We start from the raw sequence: 17,343 nt of genomic DNA on the forward strand, positions 1-17,343 counted from the left end.
GTCAGGCGTGCTGGCCGGCCGAGGGGCTCTGCGCGACGAGCAGGGCGGTGAGGCCGACGGCCACGAGGATGAGGGCCGCCTCTGCCAGCACCGTGCTGCGCAGCTGCGCGCGGGCCGGGGCGGCTGCGACGCCCGGGACCAGCCGGTAGCGGTTCCACGCCGCCACGGCCAGGACGACGGCGACGACCGCGAGCTTGGCGAGCAGGGTGAGCCCGTAGCCGGTGGTGACGAGCGCGCCGGGCCCGGGCAGGATGTGCCAGGCGAGGACCGTGCCGGAGACAGCGAGCGTGAGGACCACCCAGGCGGCCGCCGTCGAGAAGCGGGTCACCGTGCGGGCCGCGGCGTCGGCCGGGGCGCCGCCGCGCAGGGTGACGGCCAGGCCCAGGACGCCGCCGACCCAGACTGCCCCGGCGAGCACGTGGAGCAGGTCGCTGCCGATCACGAGCCACGCCGGCCCGAAGGAGCGGCTGTGCCCGGTGAGCGGCAGGGAGAGCAGGGCGAGCGCGGCGCCCGCGCAGCAGACGATCCGGCCGGAGCGGCCCCGTGCCGGCAGGACCATGAGCAGCAGCCCGGCCAGCGCGAGCGCGGCGGCGAGCCCCGCGGGGGTCGAGACGAGCACGCGCCACAGCACGCCCGGGTCGACGAGTCCGGCCGCGCCGGTGCCGGTGAGCCAGGCGCCGTCGGCCGCGAGGAGTAGGACGAGGCCGACGGCGGCGACGGCGGCGAGCAGCGTGGTGAGGAGCCGCAGCGGCGGCCGGGCCGCGGCGGCCGCCGCGTCGAGGAGCACGGCGCGGAAGAGCACGAGCCCGCTCGCGCCTAGCACCCCGGAGTAGACGAGGGCCTGCGCGGTGCGGCGCAGGACCTCGACGAGCGCGGCGCCGTCGGTCGCGGCCGCGGCGGTGAGGAGCGGTACGAGGAGCAGGGCGGGCACCGCCGGCGTCGACCGCATCCGGCGACTGTAGCGAAGGCGGCGGGGACGAGAAACCCCCGCCCGGACGTGCCGGACGGGGGTTCCTCGTGGCGCTCAGGCCTCGCTGGTGCCGCTGGGCTTGCGGGTGCGGCGGCGACGGCGCGGCTGTCCCTCGCGGCGGGCCTCACTGCTGCGCGGGCTCTCGCCGCGCCCGCCCTCGCTGCGTCCGCCCTCGCCGCGGCCGCCGCGGCCCTGGCCGCCGCCGCGGGGGGCGCGGTTGCCGCGCCCGGCGGACTTGCCGGTCTCACCGAGGTCCTCGAGGGTCTCGGCGCCGAGGCCGGCGCGGGTGCGCGCGCTGCGGGGCAGGCGGCCGGTGACCTCGGTGGGAATGTTGAGGTCGGTGTAGAGGTGCGGGGAGGTGTGGTACGTCTCCGGCGGCTCCTCCAGCCCCAGGCCGAGGGTCTTGTTGATGAGCCCCCAGCGCGGCATGTCGTCCCAGTCGACGAAGGTGACCGCGGTCCCCGACTGGCCGGCGCGGCCGGTGCGGCCGATGCGGTGCAGGTAGGTCTTCTCGTCCTCGGGGCACTGGTAGTTGACGACGTGGGTGACGTCGTCGACGTCGATGCCGCGGGCGGCGACGTCGGTGGCGACGAGGACATCGACCTTGCCGGAGCGGAAGGCCCGCAGCGCCTGCTCGCGGGCGCCCTGGCCGAGGTCGCCGTGGATGGCCGCGGAGGCGAAGCCGCGCTCGGCGAGCTCGTCGGCGACCTTCGCGGCGGTGCGCTTGGTGCGGGTGAAGACGATCGTCAGGCCGCGGCCCTCGGCCTGGAGGATGCGCGCGAGCATCTCGACCTTGTTGAGGGCGTGGGCGCGGTAGACGATCTGCCGGGTCGACTTGACCGTGTGGCCGTCGTCGTTGGGGTCCTGCGCGCGGATGTGCGTGGGACGCGTCATGTACCGGCGGGCGAGGGCGACGACGGCGCCGGGCATCGTCGCCGAGAAGAGCATGGTGTGGCGGCTGGCCGGGGTGCCGGCGAGGAGGGTCTCGACGTCGGGCAGGAAGCCGAGGTCGAGCATCTCGTCGGCCTCGTCGAGGACGACGGTGCGCACCCGGGACAGGTCGAGGATGCGCTGCTTGTACAGGTCGATCATCCGGCCCGGGGTGCCGACGACGACCTCGACGCCCTTCTGGAGCGCCTCGATCTGCGGCTCGTAGGCGCGCCCGCCGTAGACCTGGGCGACGCGCAGCGAGGGGCGGCGGCGCGAGGCGACGACGAGGTCGCCGGCGACCTGGACGGCCAGCTCGCGGGTCGGCACGACGACGAGGGCCTGCGGCTTGCCGGCGTCGGGCAGGGTGTCCCAGCCCTCCTCGCCGGGGGCCACGACGTTCTGCAGCGCCGGGATGCCGAAGCCGAGGGTCTTGCCGGTACCCGTCTTGGCCTGGCCGATGATGTCGTGGCGGCTCAGCGCCACCGGCAGGGTGAGCGCCTGGATCGGGAAGGGGTGGGTGATGCCGTCGTCGGCGAGGGCGTCGACGATGCTCTGGTGCACGCCGAAGTCGGCGAAGGTGCGCTCGGGGGCCAGGGCCTCGTTGCTCGTGTCGGTGATGTCGGCGTCGATGGTGTCGATGCCGGCGCTGCCGAGGGCCGCGGTGTCCGCGGCGGTGGAGACGTCGATGCGGCCGTCGTCGGGCGTGATCACGCCTGAGGAGGTGTCAGTCACGGGTAGTACCTATCCGGTTGTGGCGGGGCAGCGAGATCTCGCCGGCGACTCCGCCTGGTCGTGGCAGCCGATCGTGGGCATTCGCGCCGCGCGTCGCGGCGGCAGGGATCTGATACGTGACGACCGGTCAACCGTATGAACCGTGCCAGTGTAGCGCGAGGTCCCGGGAGAGCGCCCGGTGGTGGGCGGACGCACAGGGACGGGCGGGCCCGGGGCGGTGCCGGAACTAGGCTGGACCCATGCCGAGCCCCGAGTCCTCCGTGCCCGCCCTCGACCGTCCGGGGCAGGTGGTGACGGTGCTCGGGCTCGTGGCGGCGAGCCGGGTCACCGCCTTCGACTGGCTGGCGGCGGACGCCCTGTACGCGCCCCGCGCCCAGACGCGGGTGGCGGTCGCGCGGCTCGCCTCGGGCCAGCTCGGGGCCTACGACGCGCTCGCCCGCGCCGCCGAGGAGCAGGGCGGGGTACTCACCGACGCCGCCGCGCCCTACCTCGCGCTGCTCGACGCGATCGGGCAGCGCACCCGGTCCGACGACTGGTGGGAGCGGGTGGTGCGCACCGTCGTCGCCGGCGGGATGGTGCGGGACCTGGCCCGCCTGGTCGGCGAGCAGCTGCCCGACCCGGCCCGCGGCGTCGTCGCCGGCGCCCTCGCGGGGCAGGGGCTCACCGGGCTCGTCGCGGCCGAGGTCACCCAGGCCACCGCGGGCGACGAGGCGCTCGCCGCCCGGCTCGCGCTGTGGGGCCGCCGGGTGGCGGGGGAGGCGCTCGGCGCGGTGCAGCCGGTGCTCGACGTCGTCGCGTCGGCGGGAGCGGCGGACCTCGGCGGCCTGGCCGCCCCCGCGACGGCGACGATCTCCGCCGGTCACGCCCGCCGCATGGAGCGGCTGGGCCTGGCGGCCTAGGTCAGACGCCGAAGCCGACGCGGCGGGGCATCTCCGAGCCGAAGCGCACGTAGCCGAGGGCGCCACCGGGGACGAGGACCTGGGCGCCGTGCTCGTCGGTGAGCTCGAGGGTGGTGCCCGCGTCCAGCGCCGCCCGGACGACCTCCCGGAGCTCCTCCGCGGACAGCGGGGACTCGATCGTGATCTCGCGGGCGACGTCACGCACGCCGATGGTGATCTCCAAGGTGTCTCGCTCCTTGCTGGGGCGGCCGGGGCCGCGGGGTACGGGCTGTCGACCCATGGTAGGCGTGGAGCGACGGGGCGGCCGACCGGGTTCGCCCACGGCGTGACGGTCCCCGGCGATGTCGGTGGGGCGTGGTTCCATCGACGCGTGACTCAGATGGCGGTCCGGCTCAGCGTCCCGGCGGCGCAGGCCCCGGTGGACCTCGACGCCGACCAGCTGCGCGTGGTGACGCGGCCGGCCGGCCTGGGGCACCTCCTCGTCGTCGGCGCGCCCGGCAGCGGGAAGACGACGACGGCGGTCGAGACCTTCCTCGCCCGCGCCGCCTCCTCCGCCGCGCTCGGCACGCACCCGCTGAGCAGCCCCGCCCTCTTCCTCGCCCCCTCCCGCCGCGCCGCGGACCGCGTCCGCGACGCCGTCGGCACCCGGCTCGACGGCGGCAGCACCCGCGGCCTGGTCCGGTCGGTCGCGTCCTTCGCCTACGCCGTCGTCCACGCGCGGGCGACGGCGCTGCGCCAGCCGCCGCCCACGCTCGTCACCGGGCCGCAGCAGGACGCGATCATCGCCGAGCTGCTCGCCGGGCACGCGGACGGCCTGGGCCGCGACCCCCGCTGGCCCGCGAGCACCGGCCCGGACACCCGCGCCCAGCCGGCCTTCCGCAACCAGCTGCGCGACCTCCTCACGCGGGCGGTCGAGCTGGGACTGAGCCCGGCGGACCTCGCCGAGCTCGGCCGGCGCGCGGGCCGGCCCGAGTGGGAGTCGGCCGCCGTCGTGCTCGAGGAGTACACGGACGTCACAGTGCTCGGGGAGACACCCGCCGACCGCGGCGCCCGCTACGACGTCGCCGCCATCGTCGACGTCGCCACGCACGCGCTGCGCACGTGGCGCGAGGACCTGCCCGACCTCGCCCCGCCCCGCTGGGGCACCGTCGTCGTCGACGACTACCAGGACGCCACCCTCGCCACCGCGCGCCTGCTCCACGCGCTGGCGGACGAGGGGGCCGAGCTCGTCCTGCTCGGTGACCCGGACGCCGGTGTGCAGGGCTTCCGCGGCGGTACGCCCGCGCTCGTCGGCCGCGCCGTCACCCGCGAGGCGATCGGCGGCTTCGACGCCGAGCGCGAGGTGCTCGGCACCGTGTGGCGCGGCACGCCGGCGCTGCGCGAGGTCACCCGCCGCGTGACGAGCGAGATCTCCGTCGTCGGCGGCGCGCGGCACCGCGGCGCCCCGCACGGGGAGCTGCGGGAGCCGGCCCAGCGGCCCGGCGACCCGCCCCGCGGGGTCGAGACCGCCGTGCTGCGCAGCCCCAGCCAGCAGGCCGCGCACGTCGCGCGGCGGCTGCGCGAGGAGCACCTGCACCACGGCACCCCGTGGTCGCAGATGGTCGTCGTCGTGCGCTCCACCGGGCAGGTCGCCGGCCTGCGCCGCCAGCTGCGCGAGGCGGGGGTCCCGGTCGCGCAGGACGGCGCGCGCCAGGCGCTGCGCGACGAGCCCGCCGTCCGTCCGCTGCTCGTCGCGCTGCGGGCGGTCACCGGGGAGCTGGACGCGGAGGCCGCGGTCGGGTTGCTGTGCTCCCCGCTCGGGGGCATGGACGCCGTCTCGCTGCGCGGCCTGCGGCGGGCGCTGCGCGGCGCCGTGGCCGGTGAGCTGCCCGAGGGCAGCGCGCCGCTCGCCGTGCGGGCCGCCACCGACGCGCTCCTCCTCGAGGTGCTCGCCGACCCGGTCCGGGCCGCGAACCTGCCCGGCCCCTCCCGCAGCGGCCCGGTGCGGGTGAGCCGGGTGCTGGCGGCCGGCCGCGCTGCCCACGAGCGCGGCGGCGGGGCCACCGAGGTGCTGTGGGCGCTGTGGGAGGCCACCGGGCTCGCCGAGCCGTGGCGCCGCCGCGCGCTCTCCGGCGGGGCCGCGGGGGAGCGGGCCGACGCCGACCTCGACGCCCTCATGGCGCTCTTCCGCGCCGCCGAGCAGTTCGACGAGCGGCAGGCCGGGGCCGGGCCGGCCGGCTTCGTCGCCGAGGTCCTCGCCCAGGACATCGCCGCCGACACCCTCGCCGCGCAGGCACAGCGCCGGGAGACGGTCGCGATCCTCACCCCCGCGGGCACCGGCGGCGGGCAGTGGGAGGTCGTCGTGCTCGCCGGCCTCCAGGAGGACGTGTGGCCCGACCTGCGGCTGCGCGACACCCTCCTCGGGGCCGGGGAGCTCGCCGAGATCGCCTCCGGCCGCCGCGAGCCCGGCAGCGCCGTCGCCCGCAGCCAGGCCCGCCGCGACGTCCTCGACGACGAGCTGCGCATGCTCGCCGTCGCGGTCTCTCGCGCCACCCGCCGGCTCGTCGCCACCGCGGTCCTCGACCTCGACGACCGCCCCTCCTCCTTCCTCGAGCTGCTCGGCGCCGAGGCGGCCGACGAAGCCGTCGGGCACGTCCCGCCCGCGCTCGACCTGCGCGGGCTGGTCGCCGAGCTGCGGGCCGCCCTCGACGCCGAGCTCCTCGCCGCCTCCCGCGGGGAGGGGCAGCAGGACCGGCGCGAGGCGGCGGCCGCGCTCCTCGCGCAGCTCGCCGCCGAGGGCGTCGCCGGCGCCGACCCCGCCGAGTGGCTCGGGCTCGCCGCGGTGAGCAGCTCCGCGCCGCTCGCCGCCGCCGACCAGCAGGTGCGGGTCTCGCCCTCCGCGGTGGAGACCGCCGACCGCTGCCCCCTGCGCTGGGCGCTGCAGACGGCCGGCGGACGCCGCGAGGACTCCCTGGACCAGTCCCTGGGCAACCTCGTCCACGACATCGCCGCCGAGCACCCGCACGGCACGCTCGAGGAGCTGCGCGCGGCCCTCGACGCGCGCTGGTCCTCCCTCGGGCTCGGGGACGGCTGGGTCGGGCGGCGCTCGCGGGCCGAGGCCGAGCGGATGGTCGAGCGCCTCGCCCACTACCTCGCCGGGGTCCCCGGCGAGGTCGACGTCGAGACCTCCTTCGAGGCGGCCGTCGGACGCGCCCTGCTCACCGGCCGCATCGACCGCGTCGAGCGGCTCGGCCCGGCCGAGGGCGGCGGCGAGACCGTGCGCGTCGTCGACCTCAAGACCTCGAAGAACCCGGTGAGCGACGAGGAGGCCCGCACGAACGCCCAGCTCGCCACCTACCAGGTCGCCGTCGAGGCCGGCGGGCTCCCGGGCGCCACGGAGACCGCCGGCGCGCGGCTCGTCTACCTCGGCACCGGGAAGGCCGGGCCCACCGAGCGGCGGCAGGTCCCCCCGCGGGACGCGGAGGACCCCGCCTGGGCGCACGAGCTCGTCGCCCGGGTCGCCGACACGATGTCCGGTGCCTCCTTCGAGGCACGCGTCAACCCCGGCTGCAGCCACTGCCCGGTGCGCCGCAGCTGCCCGCTCCAGGGCGAGGGACGGCAGGTGACCCAGTGACCGAGACCCTCAGCCCCGTCCGGCACAGCCCCGCGGACATCGCCCGCGCGCTGGGCCAGCACGTGCCCACCGAGGAGCAGCAGGCCGTCATCGAGGCCCCGCTCGCCCCGCAGCTCGTCGTCGCCGGCGCCGGGTCGGGCAAGACCGAGACGATGTCCGCCCGCGTCGTCTACCTCGTCGCCAACGGGCAGGTGCGGGCCGACGAGGTGCTCGGCCTCACCTTCACCCGCAAGGCCGCTGCCGAGCTCTCCGACCGCGTGCGCCTGCGCCTGCGCCAGCTGCGGCGCGCCGGCCTGCTCGCCGTCGAGGACGCCCGCATGGACGTCGACCGCCCCACCATCGCCACCTACAACTCCTTCGCCGCGGACATCGCCAAGGAGCACGCGCTGCGCATCGGCATGGACCCCGACGCGCGGCTCGTCACCGAGGCCGGCGCCTGGCAGCTGGCCGACGCCGTCGTCCAGGGCTGGCACGCCACGCTCGACGTCGACGCCACCCCGGGCTCGGTCACCGAGGCGGTGCTCTCCCTGTCCGGCGCGCTGGCCGAGCACCTGCTGTCCACCGACGACGCCCGCGAGCAGCTCGAGCAGCTCGCCGGCTCCCTCACCGACGCCACCCCCGCCCCGCGCGCCAAGGAGCCCTACGCACCCACCCGGGAGGTCGTCGCCTCGCTGCGCGAGCGGCTCGCGCTGCTCGACCTCGTCGACGCCTACGCCCGGGCCAAGCGCGAGCACGGCGTCATGGACTTCGCCGACCAGGTCGCCATGGCCGCCCGCATCGCCGAGACCGTGCCCGCCGTCGGGCAGGCGCTGCGCGAGCAGTACCCGCTCGTCCTGCTCGACGAGTACCAGGACACCTCGGTGGCCCAGCTGCGGCTGCTGTCCTCCGTCTTCGGCGACGGCCACGCCGTCACCGCCGTCGGCGACCCCAACCAGGCGATCTACGGCTGGCGCGGCGCGGCCGCCGCGGCGCTCGCGGACTTCCCCAGCCAGTTCCCCAGCCTCGGGCGTGCCGGGCAGGAGCACACCCCCACCCGCTACCTGCGCACCTCCTGGCGCAACGACGCCCGCATCCTCGCGGTCGCCAACCGGGTCTCCGGGCCGCTGCGTCTCCCCGAGGACGGCGCGCCGGCGCCCGTGGAGGTCCCCGAGCTCGTCTCCCGGCCGGGTGCGGGGGAGGGGCAGGTGCTCGCCGCCTACTCCGAGACGGTCGAGGAGGAGGTCGCCGGCATCGCCGACTTCTTCGTCGAGCGCTGGGCGCCGGAGCAGACCGCGGCCGTGCTGTGCCGCACCCGCTCGCAGTTCGGTCCCGTCGTCGAGGCGCTGCGCGCCCGCGGGGTGCCGGTCGAGGTCCTCGGCCTCGGGGGCCTGCTCGCCGCGCCGGAGATCGTCGACGTCCGGGCGGCGCTCGAGGCGGCCCACGACGCCTCGCGCGGGGACTCCGCCATGCGCCTGCTCACCGCGGCCGGCCTGGGGGCGGCCGACCTCCACGTCCTGGGCGCCTGGGCGCGCTCGCTCGCCGCCGGCACCGGGACCCGCGGCGAGGCGAGCGTCATCGAGGCCGTGGACAACCCGCCCGCACCGGACTGGCGCAGCCCCTCGGGCGCCTCGCTCAGCGCTGACGCGCTGCGGCGGGTGCGGCGCCTGGGTGAGCTGCTGCGCCAGGTGCGCTCGCTCAGCTACCTCTCCCTGCCCGAGGTCGTCTCCCACACCATCACGCTCATGGGCCTGGACATCGAGGTCGCCGCGCGCGCCGGACGGGTGGCCGCCCACGCCCGCGGCAACCTCGACGCCTTCGTCGACGTCGCCGCCTCCTTCGCGGCGGACACCGGCGGTGGCGGGCTCGGCGCCTTCCTCGGCTGGCTCGACGCCGCGGAGGAGCGCGAGCGCGGGCTCGAGCCGGTCGACGCCGACCCCGAGCCGGGCGCCGTCCAGGTGCTCACGGTGCACGCCGCCAAGGGCCTGGAGTGGGACGTCGTCGCCGTCCCCGGCATGGTCGAGTCCCAGTTCCCCAGCTACCGGGGTCGGCCCTCCGCCGACGGCGCCGTCAGCTCCTCCGGCTGGCTCACCGACCGCTGCGCCCTGCCCTACCCGCTGCGCGGCGACGCCGAGAGCCTGCCCGCCCTCGACATCCCGCCGGCGCCCACCCACGCCGACGTCCGCGACGCCCTCACCGCCCTCAAGCGCGACGGCGGCCGGCACGCGGTGGGGGAGGAGCGTCGCCTCGCGTACGTCGCCGTCACCCGGGCCCGCCACACCCTGCTCCTCACCGGCTCGTGGTTCCGCACCGGCAAGACCCCCCTGCCGCCCTCCCGCTTCCTCACCGAGCCGCGCGACGCCGGGCTCGTCGAGGAGGCCCCCCTCGGCTGGGCGGCGCAGCCGGCACCGGACGCCGTCAACCCCAGCCTCGAGCGCGTCGTGGCGGCGAGCTGGCCGCTGGACCCGCTCGGGGAGCGCCGGGAGCGGCTGGAGGCGGCCGCCGTCGCCGTCCGCACGCCCACCGGCCTGCCCCCCGAGCCGAGCGGCGACGTCGCACGGTGGGTGCGCGACGCCGAGCTCCTCCTGCGGGAACGGGCCGAGTCGCGGGCCGCCGGGCTCGAGGTGTCCCTCGGCACGCACCTGTCCGCCTCCGCGGTCGTCGGGCTGGCCCACGACCCCCACGCCTTCGCCCTCGAGCGGCGCCGGCCCATGCCGAGCGCCCCGAGCGAGCACGCGAGCGTCGGCAACCTCTTCCACGCCTGGGTCGAGGAGTACTTCGGCGCCCCGAGCCTGCTGGACGTCGAGGGGGCCGAGCGGCTGCTCGAGGACCCGACCGACCCCCGGCCCGCCGGCGCCGCGCCGGACCTCGAGGAGCTCAAGGCGACCTTCGCCGCCTCCGCGTGGGCCACCCGCCGGCCCGTCGCCGTCGAGGTCGACCTCGAGACCGCGGTCGCCGGCACGGTGGTCCGCTGCCGGATCGACGCCGTCTTCGACGACGAGCAGGGGCTGCACGTCGTCGACTGGAAGACCGGCGCCCCGCCCCGCGACGCCCACACCCTCGCCGCCCGCGAGCTCCAGCTCGCCGTGTACCGCCTCGCCTGGTCGCGGCACACCGGCCGGCCGCTCGAGGAGATCGGGGCCGCGTTCTACTACGTCGGCGCCGACCGCACCCTCGAGGCCGGGCGGCTGACCGAGGAGGAGATCGAGCGGCGCCTGGGAGCGGCGCTCGCCGAGCTCGCCGCCGACTGAGCGTGCACGCGCGTTCCCCCCGGGTGAGGGTGGGGCGATGGAACCGATCTACACCGCAGAGGCCCTGTCCACCGGCGCCGGCCGTGACGGCCACGTGAGCACCCCCGACGGCCTCCTCGACCTCGACATGGCACCGCCGAAGGAGATGGGCGGCTCCGGGCAGGGTGCCAACCCCGAGCTGCTCTTCGCCGCCGGCTTCGCCGCCTGCTTCCACTCCGCGCTTCAGGGCGTCGCCCGGCAGTCCGGCGTCGACGTCACCGGCTCGAGCGTCGGCGCGCAGGTGGGGATCGGCAAGCGTGAGGACGGCGGCTTCGGCCTCGCCGTCACCCTCGAGGTCGTGCTGCCCGAGGTTCCCCAGGAGCAGGCTCAGGAGCTCGCCGACAAGGCCCACCAGGTCTGCCCGTACTCCCACGCCACCCGCGGCAACATCGACGTCACCGTGACGGTCTCCGACGACTGACCATCGCGCGCCCGCCGCCGGACCGGATTCCGCGACCGGTCCGGCGGTGGTGCACCATGAGCCCGTGACCAACCTCGCCCCGCGGTCTCCGCGACCCAGTGCGAAGTTCATCCTCCTCGTCGGCGTCATGGCCGCCCTCCCGGCGGTTACCACCGACATGTACCTGCCGTCGCTGCCGGTGGTGGCGACCGAGCTCGACACGACGCCCGCGCTCGTCCAGGGCACGATCACCGGGGTGCTCATCGGTGGCGCACTGGGCCAGCTCCTCGCGGGTCCGCTGTCGGACCGCTTCGGCCGCCGCCGCCCCGTGATGATCGGGGTCCTGCTCCACGTCATCGCCTCGGTGCTGTGCATCGTCGCCGCCGGGATCGTGCCGCTGCTCGTCCTTCGCGTGGTCCAGGGGATCGGGAACGCCGCCGCGACGACGACGGCGATGGCCGTCATCCGCGACCGCTACAGCGGCGCCACCGCGTCGGCGATCCTCTCCCGGCTCATGCTCGTCATCGGTGTCGCCCCGCTCCTCGCTCCGACCGCGGGCAGCTTCGTCGCCGACCTCGCCGGCTGGCGCGCGGTCTTCGGGGTGCTCGCCGCGATGGGCCTGGCGCTCATGCTCTTCATGTGGCGCTTCCTGCCGGAGTCGCTGCCCCCGGAGCGGCGCCGCAGCGACGGCGTCGGCGGGGCGCTGCGCGGGTACCGGGTGCTGCTGCGCGACCGGCAGTTCGTCGCGCTCGCGATCCTGCCCGGCCTCGGCCTGGGCGCCCTCATGAGCTACGTCGCCGGCTCGCCCTTCGTCTTCCAGGAGCAGTACGGGCTCGGGGAGACCGAGTTCGCGCTCCTCTTCGCCCTCAACGGCATCGGCCTCGTCATCGGCGCGCAGGTCAACGCCGCCATCGTCGAGCGTTTCGCCCCCCTCCACATCATGCGGGTCGCCGTCCCGGTGGCCCTCGTGCTCGCCGTCGCGCTCTACGTCATCGCGCTGCGCGACATCGGCGGCCTCGTGGGGATCGTCGTCCCGCTGTGGCTGCTCCTCGCCGTCAACTCCTTCGTCCCGCCGAACGCGAGCGCGCTGGCGCTCAGCCGCCACGGCGAGCGGGCGGGCTCCGCCGCCGCGCTCATCGGCGCCGCCCAGGCCGGCCTCGCCGGCGTCGTCAGCCCGCTCGTCGGTGTCCTGGGCGAGGACGCCGTCGCCATGGGTACGGTGATCGTCGGGGTCATGGTGCTGGCTCTCCTCGTGCTGGCGCTGGGCACCCCCGCCTACCGACGCAAGGAGCGGCGATGAGCGAGCTTCCCCCCGAGCTGCGGGGCGACGACGGCGGGCACCGGCCGGTGCAGCCGCGGTGGTGGCGGGTGGCCTCCGCCGTCATCGCCCTCGTCCTCATCGCCATGGTCGTCGTGGCCTATACCCTGTGACCAGCCCCCGGGCCTCGGCGGCGCTCGCGATCGCGTAGCCTGGGGGATCGTGGCCACCGACTTCCCGACCGAGATCCAGCACCTGCGCTCCACCTACCGCTCCATCACCGCGGTGACGGACCCGGAGGCCCTGCGTGCGCAGATCGCCGAGCTCTCCGAGAAGGCCGGCGCCCCTGACCTGTGGGACGACCAGGACGCCGCCCAGGCGGTGACGAGCCAGCTCTCCCACGCGCAGGCCGAGCTCAGCCGCGTCGAGCGCATGGGGCAGCGCATCGAGGACCTCGAGGCGCTCGTCGAGTTGGGCCAGGAGGAGGACGGCGCGGACGCCGACGCCTTCCTCCAGGACGCCGAGGCCGAGCTCGCCGCCATCCGCAAGGACCTCGACGACCTCGAGGTCCGCACCCTCCTGTCCGGGGAGTACGACCAGCGCGAGGCCGTCGTGACGATCCGCGCCGGCGCCGGTGGCGTCGACGCCGCCGACTTCGCCGAGATGCTCATGCGCATGTACCTGCGCTGGGCCGAGCGCCACGGCTACCCGACCAAGGTGCTCGACACCTCCTACGCCGAGGAAGCCGGGCTCAAGAGCGTGACCTTCGAGGTCAAGGCGCCCTACGCCTACGGGAACCTGTCCGTCGAGGCCGGCACCCACCGCCTCGTGCGCATCTCGCCCTTCGACAACCAGGGCCGGCGCCAGACCTCCTTCGCCGCCGTCGAGGTCATCCCGCTCATCGAGCAGACCGACCACGTGGAGATCCCCGAGTCGGAGATCAAGGTCGATGTCTTCCGCTCCTCCGGGCCGGGTGGCCAGTCCGTCAACACGACCGACTCCGCGGTGCGGATGACCCACATCCCCACGGGCATCGTCGTGTCGATGCAGAACGAGAAGTCCCAGATCCAGAACCGCGCGGCCGCGCTGCGCGTCCTGCAGTCCCGCCTGCTCCTCGTGCGCCAGCAGGAGGAGAACGCCGCCAAGAAGGCGCTCGCCGGCGACGTCAAGGCCAGCTGGGGCGACCAGATGCGCTCCTACGTGCTGCAGCCCTACCAGATGGTCAAGGACCTGCGCACCGAGCACGAGCAGGGCAACCCCTCGGCCGTCTTCGACGGCGAGATCGACGACTTCATCGAGGCCGGGATCCGCTGGCGCAAGCAGCACGAGGGCGACGACGCCTGACCCACCCGCGCCGCGGGCTCGCGGCGCCGCCGTCGGCGTGTCGGCCGGGGAGCGGGGAAGAGGCGTGCCTACTCTCGAAGAGGTCAGAGTTCTGCCTTCCCCCACTTCCGAGACTGGCCTCAGAGCATGATTCGATTCGAGAACGTCTCCAAGGTGTACGCCAGGGGCGCGCGACCCGCGCTGGACCAGGTGACCCTGGAGATCGAGCGCGGCGAGTTCGTCTTCCTCGTCGGCCAGTCCGGCTCCGGCAAGTCGACCTTCCTGCGGCTCGTCCTGCGCGAGGAGCGCGCCACGTCCGGGCAGGTCTTCGCCCTGGGCCGCGACCTGTCCACGGTGTCGCAGTGGCGGGTGCCCCAGCTGCGCCGCCAGATCGGCATGGTCTTCCAGGACTTCCGCCTGCTCCCCAACAAGACCGTCTTCGACAACGTCGCGATCGCGCTCCAGGTCATCGGCAAGCCGCGCCACCACGTCCTCACGACGGTGCCCGAGGTCCTCGAGACCGTGGGCCTGGAGGGCAAGGAGAAGCGCATGCCGCACGAGCTGTCCGGCGGTGAGCAGCAGCGCGTGGCCATCGCCCGCGCCTTCGTCAACCGGCCCGCGATCCTCCTGGCCGACGAGCCCACCGGCAACCTCGACCCGACGACGTCGATCGGGATCATGCGGCTGCTCGACCGGATCAACCGGATCGGCACCACGGTGGTCATGGCCACCCACGACGACGAGATCGTCGACCAGATGCGCAAGCGCGTCATCGAGCTCGAGGACGGCCGGACGGTGCGCGACCAGTCCCGCGGCGTCTACGGCGCGGCGCGGTAGGGGGCCCTCATGCGACTACGGTTCGTTCTCTCCCAGCTGGCCTCCGGGCTGCGGCGCAACGTCTCGATGACGATCTCGGTCGTCCTCGTCACCTTCATCTCCCTCGTCTTCGTCGGTGCCGCCGCGCTGCTGCAGATGCAGATCGGCAACATGAAGGACGACTGGTACGACCGCGTCGAGGTCTCCGTCTTCATGTGCCCGCAGGACTCCGCGGTGCCCACCTGCGCCACCGGCGAGGTGACCGACGACCAGCTCGCCGACATCGAGGAGCTCCTCGCCTCCGAGGCCCTCGCCCCCTACGTCGACGAGGTGTTCTTCGAGACCAAGGAGGAGGCCTACGAGGCCTTCCAGGAGCAGATGCCCGACACGGTGTGGACCCAGTCCCTCACCCCCGAGCAGATGCAGGTCTCCTTCCGGATCAAGCTCGTCGACCCCGAGCAGTACCAGGTCGTCGCCGACGAGCTGACCGGCCGGCCCGGCGTCGAGGACGTCGTCGACCAGCGCGCGCTCCTCGAGCCGCTCTTCCTCATCCTCGACCGCGCGACGCTCCTCGCCGTCGCCCTCGCGGGCGTCATGATCGTCACCGCGGTCCTCCTCATCACGACGACGATCCGGCTCTCGGCGATGAGCCGACGGCGCGAGACCTCGATCATGCGGCTGGTGGGTGCCTCCAACCTCTTCATCCAGCTGCCCTTCATGCTCGAGGGCGCGCTCGCCGCGCTCGCCGGCGCGGCGCTCGCCGTCGGCGGCCTGTGGCTCGCCGCCCGCTACCTCATCGAGGGGTGGCTGGCCGCGGAGTTCCAGTGGGTGCAGTTCGTCGACACCGGCGACGTCCTCCTCATCGCGCCCCTCCTCGTCCTCGCCGCCATCCTGCTCGCCGGCATCAGCTCGCTGGTGTCCCTGAGCCGCTACACGAGGGTCTGACATGCGTTCCCACACCTCCCGCCGTACCGTCCGCACGCTCGTGTCCGCAGCGCTCGCTGCCGTGCTGCTCGCGGGCGGCACCTCCGCCGTCGCCGACTACGACGACGAGATCCGCGAGTACGACCGCCAGCTGCGCGAGCAGCGCAACGAGCGCGAGGCCCTCGCCCGTGAGCGCGAGGCGCTCGCCTCCCGGCTCGAGGGCACCAACGCGGACCTCGCCAGCGCCTACCTCGCCCTCGAGGACGCCAACGCCCGTCTGCCGCTGGCCGAGGCCGCCCTCGCCCAGGCCGAGGACGCCCTCGCGGCGGCCGAGCGGGAGGAGCAGGCCGTGGCCGACCGCCTCACCCTCGCCGAGACCGAGCTCGGTGACCTCGGGGCCGAGCTCGCCGAGGGGGACGCGCAGATCGAGTCGACCCGCTCGTCGATCGGCGAGCTCGCCCGCAGCACCTACCGCGGCGGGGCCTCCCTCAACGGGCTGTCGGTCGTGCTCAACGCGAGCTCGAGCGAGGAGTTCATCCGCCAGACGGCGATCGTCGACACCGCGGTGCGCACCCAGACCAAGGTCATCACCGACCTCGAGACGATCACCGCCGTCAACCGCAACCGTGAGCTGCGCCAGCAGGCCGTGCGCGACCGGATCGACCAGCTCCACGCGCAGGCCGAGGAGGCGGTGGCCGCCGCCGACGAGGCTCGCGAGTCCGCCGACGCGCACCGCCGCGAGATCATCGAGATCCAGGAGGAGCAGACAGCCCTCGCCGCCGAGCTCGAGCAGCTGCGCGGCCGCCTCAACGAGGACCTCGCCCAGAAGGAGGCCGACGACGACCGCCTCGCCGGCATCATCGCCGGCATCGAGGCGGACCGGTCGGGGACCGTGGCCGAGCGTGAGGCCGCGCGCCGCGAGCAGGAGCGCCGCGCCCGTGAGGCCGCCCAGAGCAACGGTGGCGGCGGCGGAGGCGGCGGCGGTGGCGCCCCGAGCGGCGGCGGCGCCAGCTCCGGAGGGCTCACGCCGCCGGTGCCCAACCCCATGTTCGTCACCTCGCCCTACGGCATGCGCATGCACCCGCTGGCCGGCTACCAGTGGTTCCACGCCGGGGTCGACGTGCGCTCGGCGTGCGGCAACCCGCAGTACGCCGCGGCGAGCGGCACGGTCAAGGCGACGATCCCCGCACCGGGCAACGCCTCGCACGGCAACCAGGTCATCATCGACCACGGGACGATCAACGGCAGCGGCTACGTCACCGTGACCAACCACCTCAGCCGCTTCAACGTACGCGCCGGCCAGTGGGTCAACCAGGGCGACGTCGTCGGCTACACCGGCATGACCGGCAACGTCACCGGCTGCCACGTCCACTTCGAGGTGTGGCAGAACGGCTCGACGATCAACCCGATGAACCTCCCCGGCTGGGTCCGCAGCAACTGACCCCGGCCCGGAACGCACCCCCCAATAACGCCGAGAGCAGAGTTGTTCCACGGAACAACTCTGCTCTCGGCGTTACTGGGTGAGGGGGCTGGGCTAGGCGCCGGGCTGGGGGAGGCCCAGCCAGTCGTGCCAGCCGTTGTGGAGGACCAGCCAGGCGAGCAGCCCGTAGCCCGCCTGGCCCGGGTGCACGCCGTCACCGGCGGCGACGTCGGCCAGCCACTGGTCGTGGGTGCGCAGCGGTGCGAAGGTCTCGACGTAGCGCACCTGCCGGCGGGTGGAGACGTCGGCGTAGGCGTCGGACAGCGCGGCGAGCGCGTCGCCGTCCACGCCCGGACGCGGCGGCGGGCCGACGACGAAGACCTCGACCTGCTGCGAGCGGGCGCTGTCGAGGATGTTGGCGAGGTTGAGCCGGCTGCGCGCCAGGGAGAGCCCGGCGGTGAGGTCGGCCGAGCCGAGGGCGACGACGAGGCGGTTGTCGCTGCCGGGGGCGAAGCGGCGCTGGCACTCGCTCTCCCAGCGTCCCGAGAGCGCCGTCGACGTCTCGTCGGGCACGGCGAGGGAGGTGACGAAGAGCGGGTCCTCACTGTCCGTGCGGGCGACGACGCGCCCCACCCAGCCCAGGCCGCGCGCGTCACCCATCCCCGCGGACAGCTCGTCGCCGACGACGCAGATCCGCACGTCCCTCTCGCTCACCCTCACTCCTTCTCGTCAGTGCCCCGAACCTACCGCGGGCCGGCCCCGAGAGGGGGCCGGCCCGCGTCGTGCCGTACC

Annotated in this window: 14 protein-coding genes; 10 read left to right on the forward strand and 4 right to left on the reverse strand. The window is 75.2% G+C overall.

Annotated elements, in window-relative coordinates; translation table 11 throughout:
• Window position 1 precedes the first annotated feature (1 nt).
• Both AA0005_RS04850 and AA0005_RS04855 read right to left on the reverse strand, forming a co-directional pair.
• Complete coding sequence (locus AA0005_RS04850; RefSeq protein ID WP_413452281.1) at window positions 2-949, reverse strand: copper resistance D family protein; 948 nt, start codon at window positions 947-949, stop codon at window positions 2-4.
• Between the two features lie 75 nt (window positions 950-1,024).
• Window positions 1,025-2,632, reverse strand: coding sequence for a DEAD/DEAH box helicase (locus AA0005_RS04855; RefSeq protein ID WP_413452282.1), 1,608 nt, complete (start codon window positions 2,630-2,632; stop codon window positions 1,025-1,027).
• Between the two features lie 239 nt (window positions 2,633-2,871).
• Between AA0005_RS04855 and AA0005_RS04860 the strand changes: the two genes are divergently transcribed.
• Window positions 2,872-3,531 (forward strand): ferritin-like fold-containing protein, encoded by a 660-nt coding sequence (locus AA0005_RS04860; protein WP_413452283.1) that lies wholly within the window; start codon window positions 2,872-2,874, stop codon window positions 3,529-3,531.
• Between the two features lies 1 nt (window position 3,532).
• Here the strand turns inward: AA0005_RS04860 and AA0005_RS04865 are convergent, their stop codons facing one another.
• The gene (locus AA0005_RS04865) at window positions 3,533-3,754 is read right to left on the reverse strand and encodes a DUF3107 domain-containing protein (RefSeq protein WP_413452284.1); all 222 of its coding nucleotides are present in this window, start codon (window positions 3,752-3,754) and stop codon (window positions 3,533-3,535) included.
• Between the two features lie 156 nt (window positions 3,755-3,910).
• Here AA0005_RS04865 and AA0005_RS04870 point away from each other — a divergent pair, with 156 nt between their 5' ends.
• The 9 genes from AA0005_RS04870 to AA0005_RS04910 all read left to right on the forward strand — a co-directional run bounded on the left by AA0005_RS04870 (window position 3,911) and on the right by AA0005_RS04910 (window position 16,572).
• The gene (locus AA0005_RS04870) at window positions 3,911-7,144 is read left to right on the forward strand and encodes an ATP-dependent helicase (protein ID WP_413453062.1); all 3,234 of its coding nucleotides are present in this window, start codon (window positions 3,911-3,913) and stop codon (window positions 7,142-7,144) included.
• A complete protein-coding gene (locus AA0005_RS04875) occupies window positions 7,141-10,371 on the forward strand; it encodes an ATP-dependent helicase (RefSeq protein WP_413452285.1) in 3,231 nt (1,076 codons plus the stop codon). Before AA0005_RS04870 ends, AA0005_RS04875 begins: the two co-directional genes overlap by 4 nt.
• 37 nt (window positions 10,372-10,408) lie before the next feature.
• Window positions 10,409-10,831, forward strand: coding sequence for an organic hydroperoxide resistance protein (locus AA0005_RS04880; RefSeq protein WP_413452286.1), 423 nt, complete (start codon window positions 10,409-10,411; stop codon window positions 10,829-10,831).
• Between the two features lie 64 nt (window positions 10,832-10,895).
• Entirely contained in the window at window positions 10,896-12,110 is a 1,215-nt protein-coding gene (locus AA0005_RS04885; protein WP_413452287.1) for a multidrug effflux MFS transporter, read from the forward strand.
• Window positions 12,107-12,241, forward strand: a complete 135-nt coding sequence (locus AA0005_RS04890; RefSeq protein WP_413452288.1) for a hypothetical protein — start codon at window positions 12,107-12,109, stop codon at window positions 12,239-12,241. Before AA0005_RS04885 ends, AA0005_RS04890 begins: the two co-directional genes overlap by 4 nt.
• 49 nt (window positions 12,242-12,290) lie before the next feature.
• Window positions 12,291-13,412 carry a peptide chain release factor 2 gene (gene prfB, locus AA0005_RS04895; RefSeq protein WP_413452289.1) on the forward strand — a complete coding sequence of 374 codons (1,122 nt, stop codon included), beginning with the start codon at window positions 12,291-12,293 and terminating at the stop codon, window positions 13,410-13,412.
• A 126-nt stretch (window positions 13,413-13,538) separates the two neighbouring features.
• Window positions 13,539-14,228, forward strand: coding sequence for a cell division ATP-binding protein FtsE (gene ftsE, locus AA0005_RS04900; protein ID WP_251838562.1), 690 nt, complete (start codon window positions 13,539-13,541; stop codon window positions 14,226-14,228).
• A 9-nt stretch (window positions 14,229-14,237) separates the two neighbouring features.
• Entirely contained in the window at window positions 14,238-15,152 is a 915-nt protein-coding gene (gene ftsX / locus AA0005_RS04905; RefSeq protein ID WP_413452290.1) for a permease-like cell division protein FtsX, read from the forward strand.
• A gap of 1 nt (window position 15,153) precedes the next feature.
• Window positions 15,154-16,572 carry a peptidoglycan DD-metalloendopeptidase family protein gene (locus AA0005_RS04910; protein ID WP_413452291.1) on the forward strand — a complete coding sequence of 473 codons (1,419 nt, stop codon included), beginning with the start codon at window positions 15,154-15,156 and terminating at the stop codon, window positions 16,570-16,572.
• Between the two features lie 93 nt (window positions 16,573-16,665).
• On the opposite strand, the gene AA0005_RS04915 is transcribed toward AA0005_RS04910, so the two are convergent.
• On the reverse strand, window positions 16,666-17,265 hold the full coding sequence (locus AA0005_RS04915) for a GDSL-type esterase/lipase family protein (protein WP_413452292.1): 600 nt from the start codon (window positions 17,263-17,265) through the stop codon (window positions 16,666-16,668).
• Between the last annotated feature and the right edge of the window lie 78 nt (window positions 17,266-17,343).

Source organism: Georgenia phoenicis, from assembly GCF_047302425.1.
Taxonomy (GTDB): domain Bacteria; phylum Actinomycetota; class Actinomycetes; order Actinomycetales; family Actinomycetaceae; genus Oceanitalea.

Coding starts and splice junctions, on each gene's coding strand:
- AA0005_RS04910 (WP_413452291.1), top strand. CDS start 15,154: ATGCGTTCCCACACCTCCCGCCGTACCGTCCGCACGCTCGTGTCCGCA.
- AA0005_RS04890 (WP_413452288.1), top strand. CDS start 12,107: ATGAGCGAGCTTCCCCCCGAGCTGCGGGGCGACGACGGCGGGCACCGG.
- AA0005_RS04870 (WP_413453062.1), top strand. CDS start 3,911: ATGGCGGTCCGGCTCAGCGTCCCGGCGGCGCAGGCCCCGGTGGACCTC.
- AA0005_RS04880 (WP_413452286.1), top strand. CDS start 10,409: ATGGAACCGATCTACACCGCAGAGGCCCTGTCCACCGGCGCCGGCCGT.
- ftsE (WP_251838562.1), top strand. CDS start 13,539: ATGATTCGATTCGAGAACGTCTCCAAGGTGTACGCCAGGGGCGCGCGA.
- AA0005_RS04850 (WP_413452281.1), bottom strand. CDS start 949: ATGCGGTCGACGCCGGCGGTGCCCGCCCTGCTCCTCGTACCGCTCCTC.
- AA0005_RS04860 (WP_413452283.1), top strand. CDS start 2,872: ATGCCGAGCCCCGAGTCCTCCGTGCCCGCCCTCGACCGTCCGGGGCAG.
- ftsX (WP_413452290.1), top strand. CDS start 14,238: ATGCGACTACGGTTCGTTCTCTCCCAGCTGGCCTCCGGGCTGCGGCGC.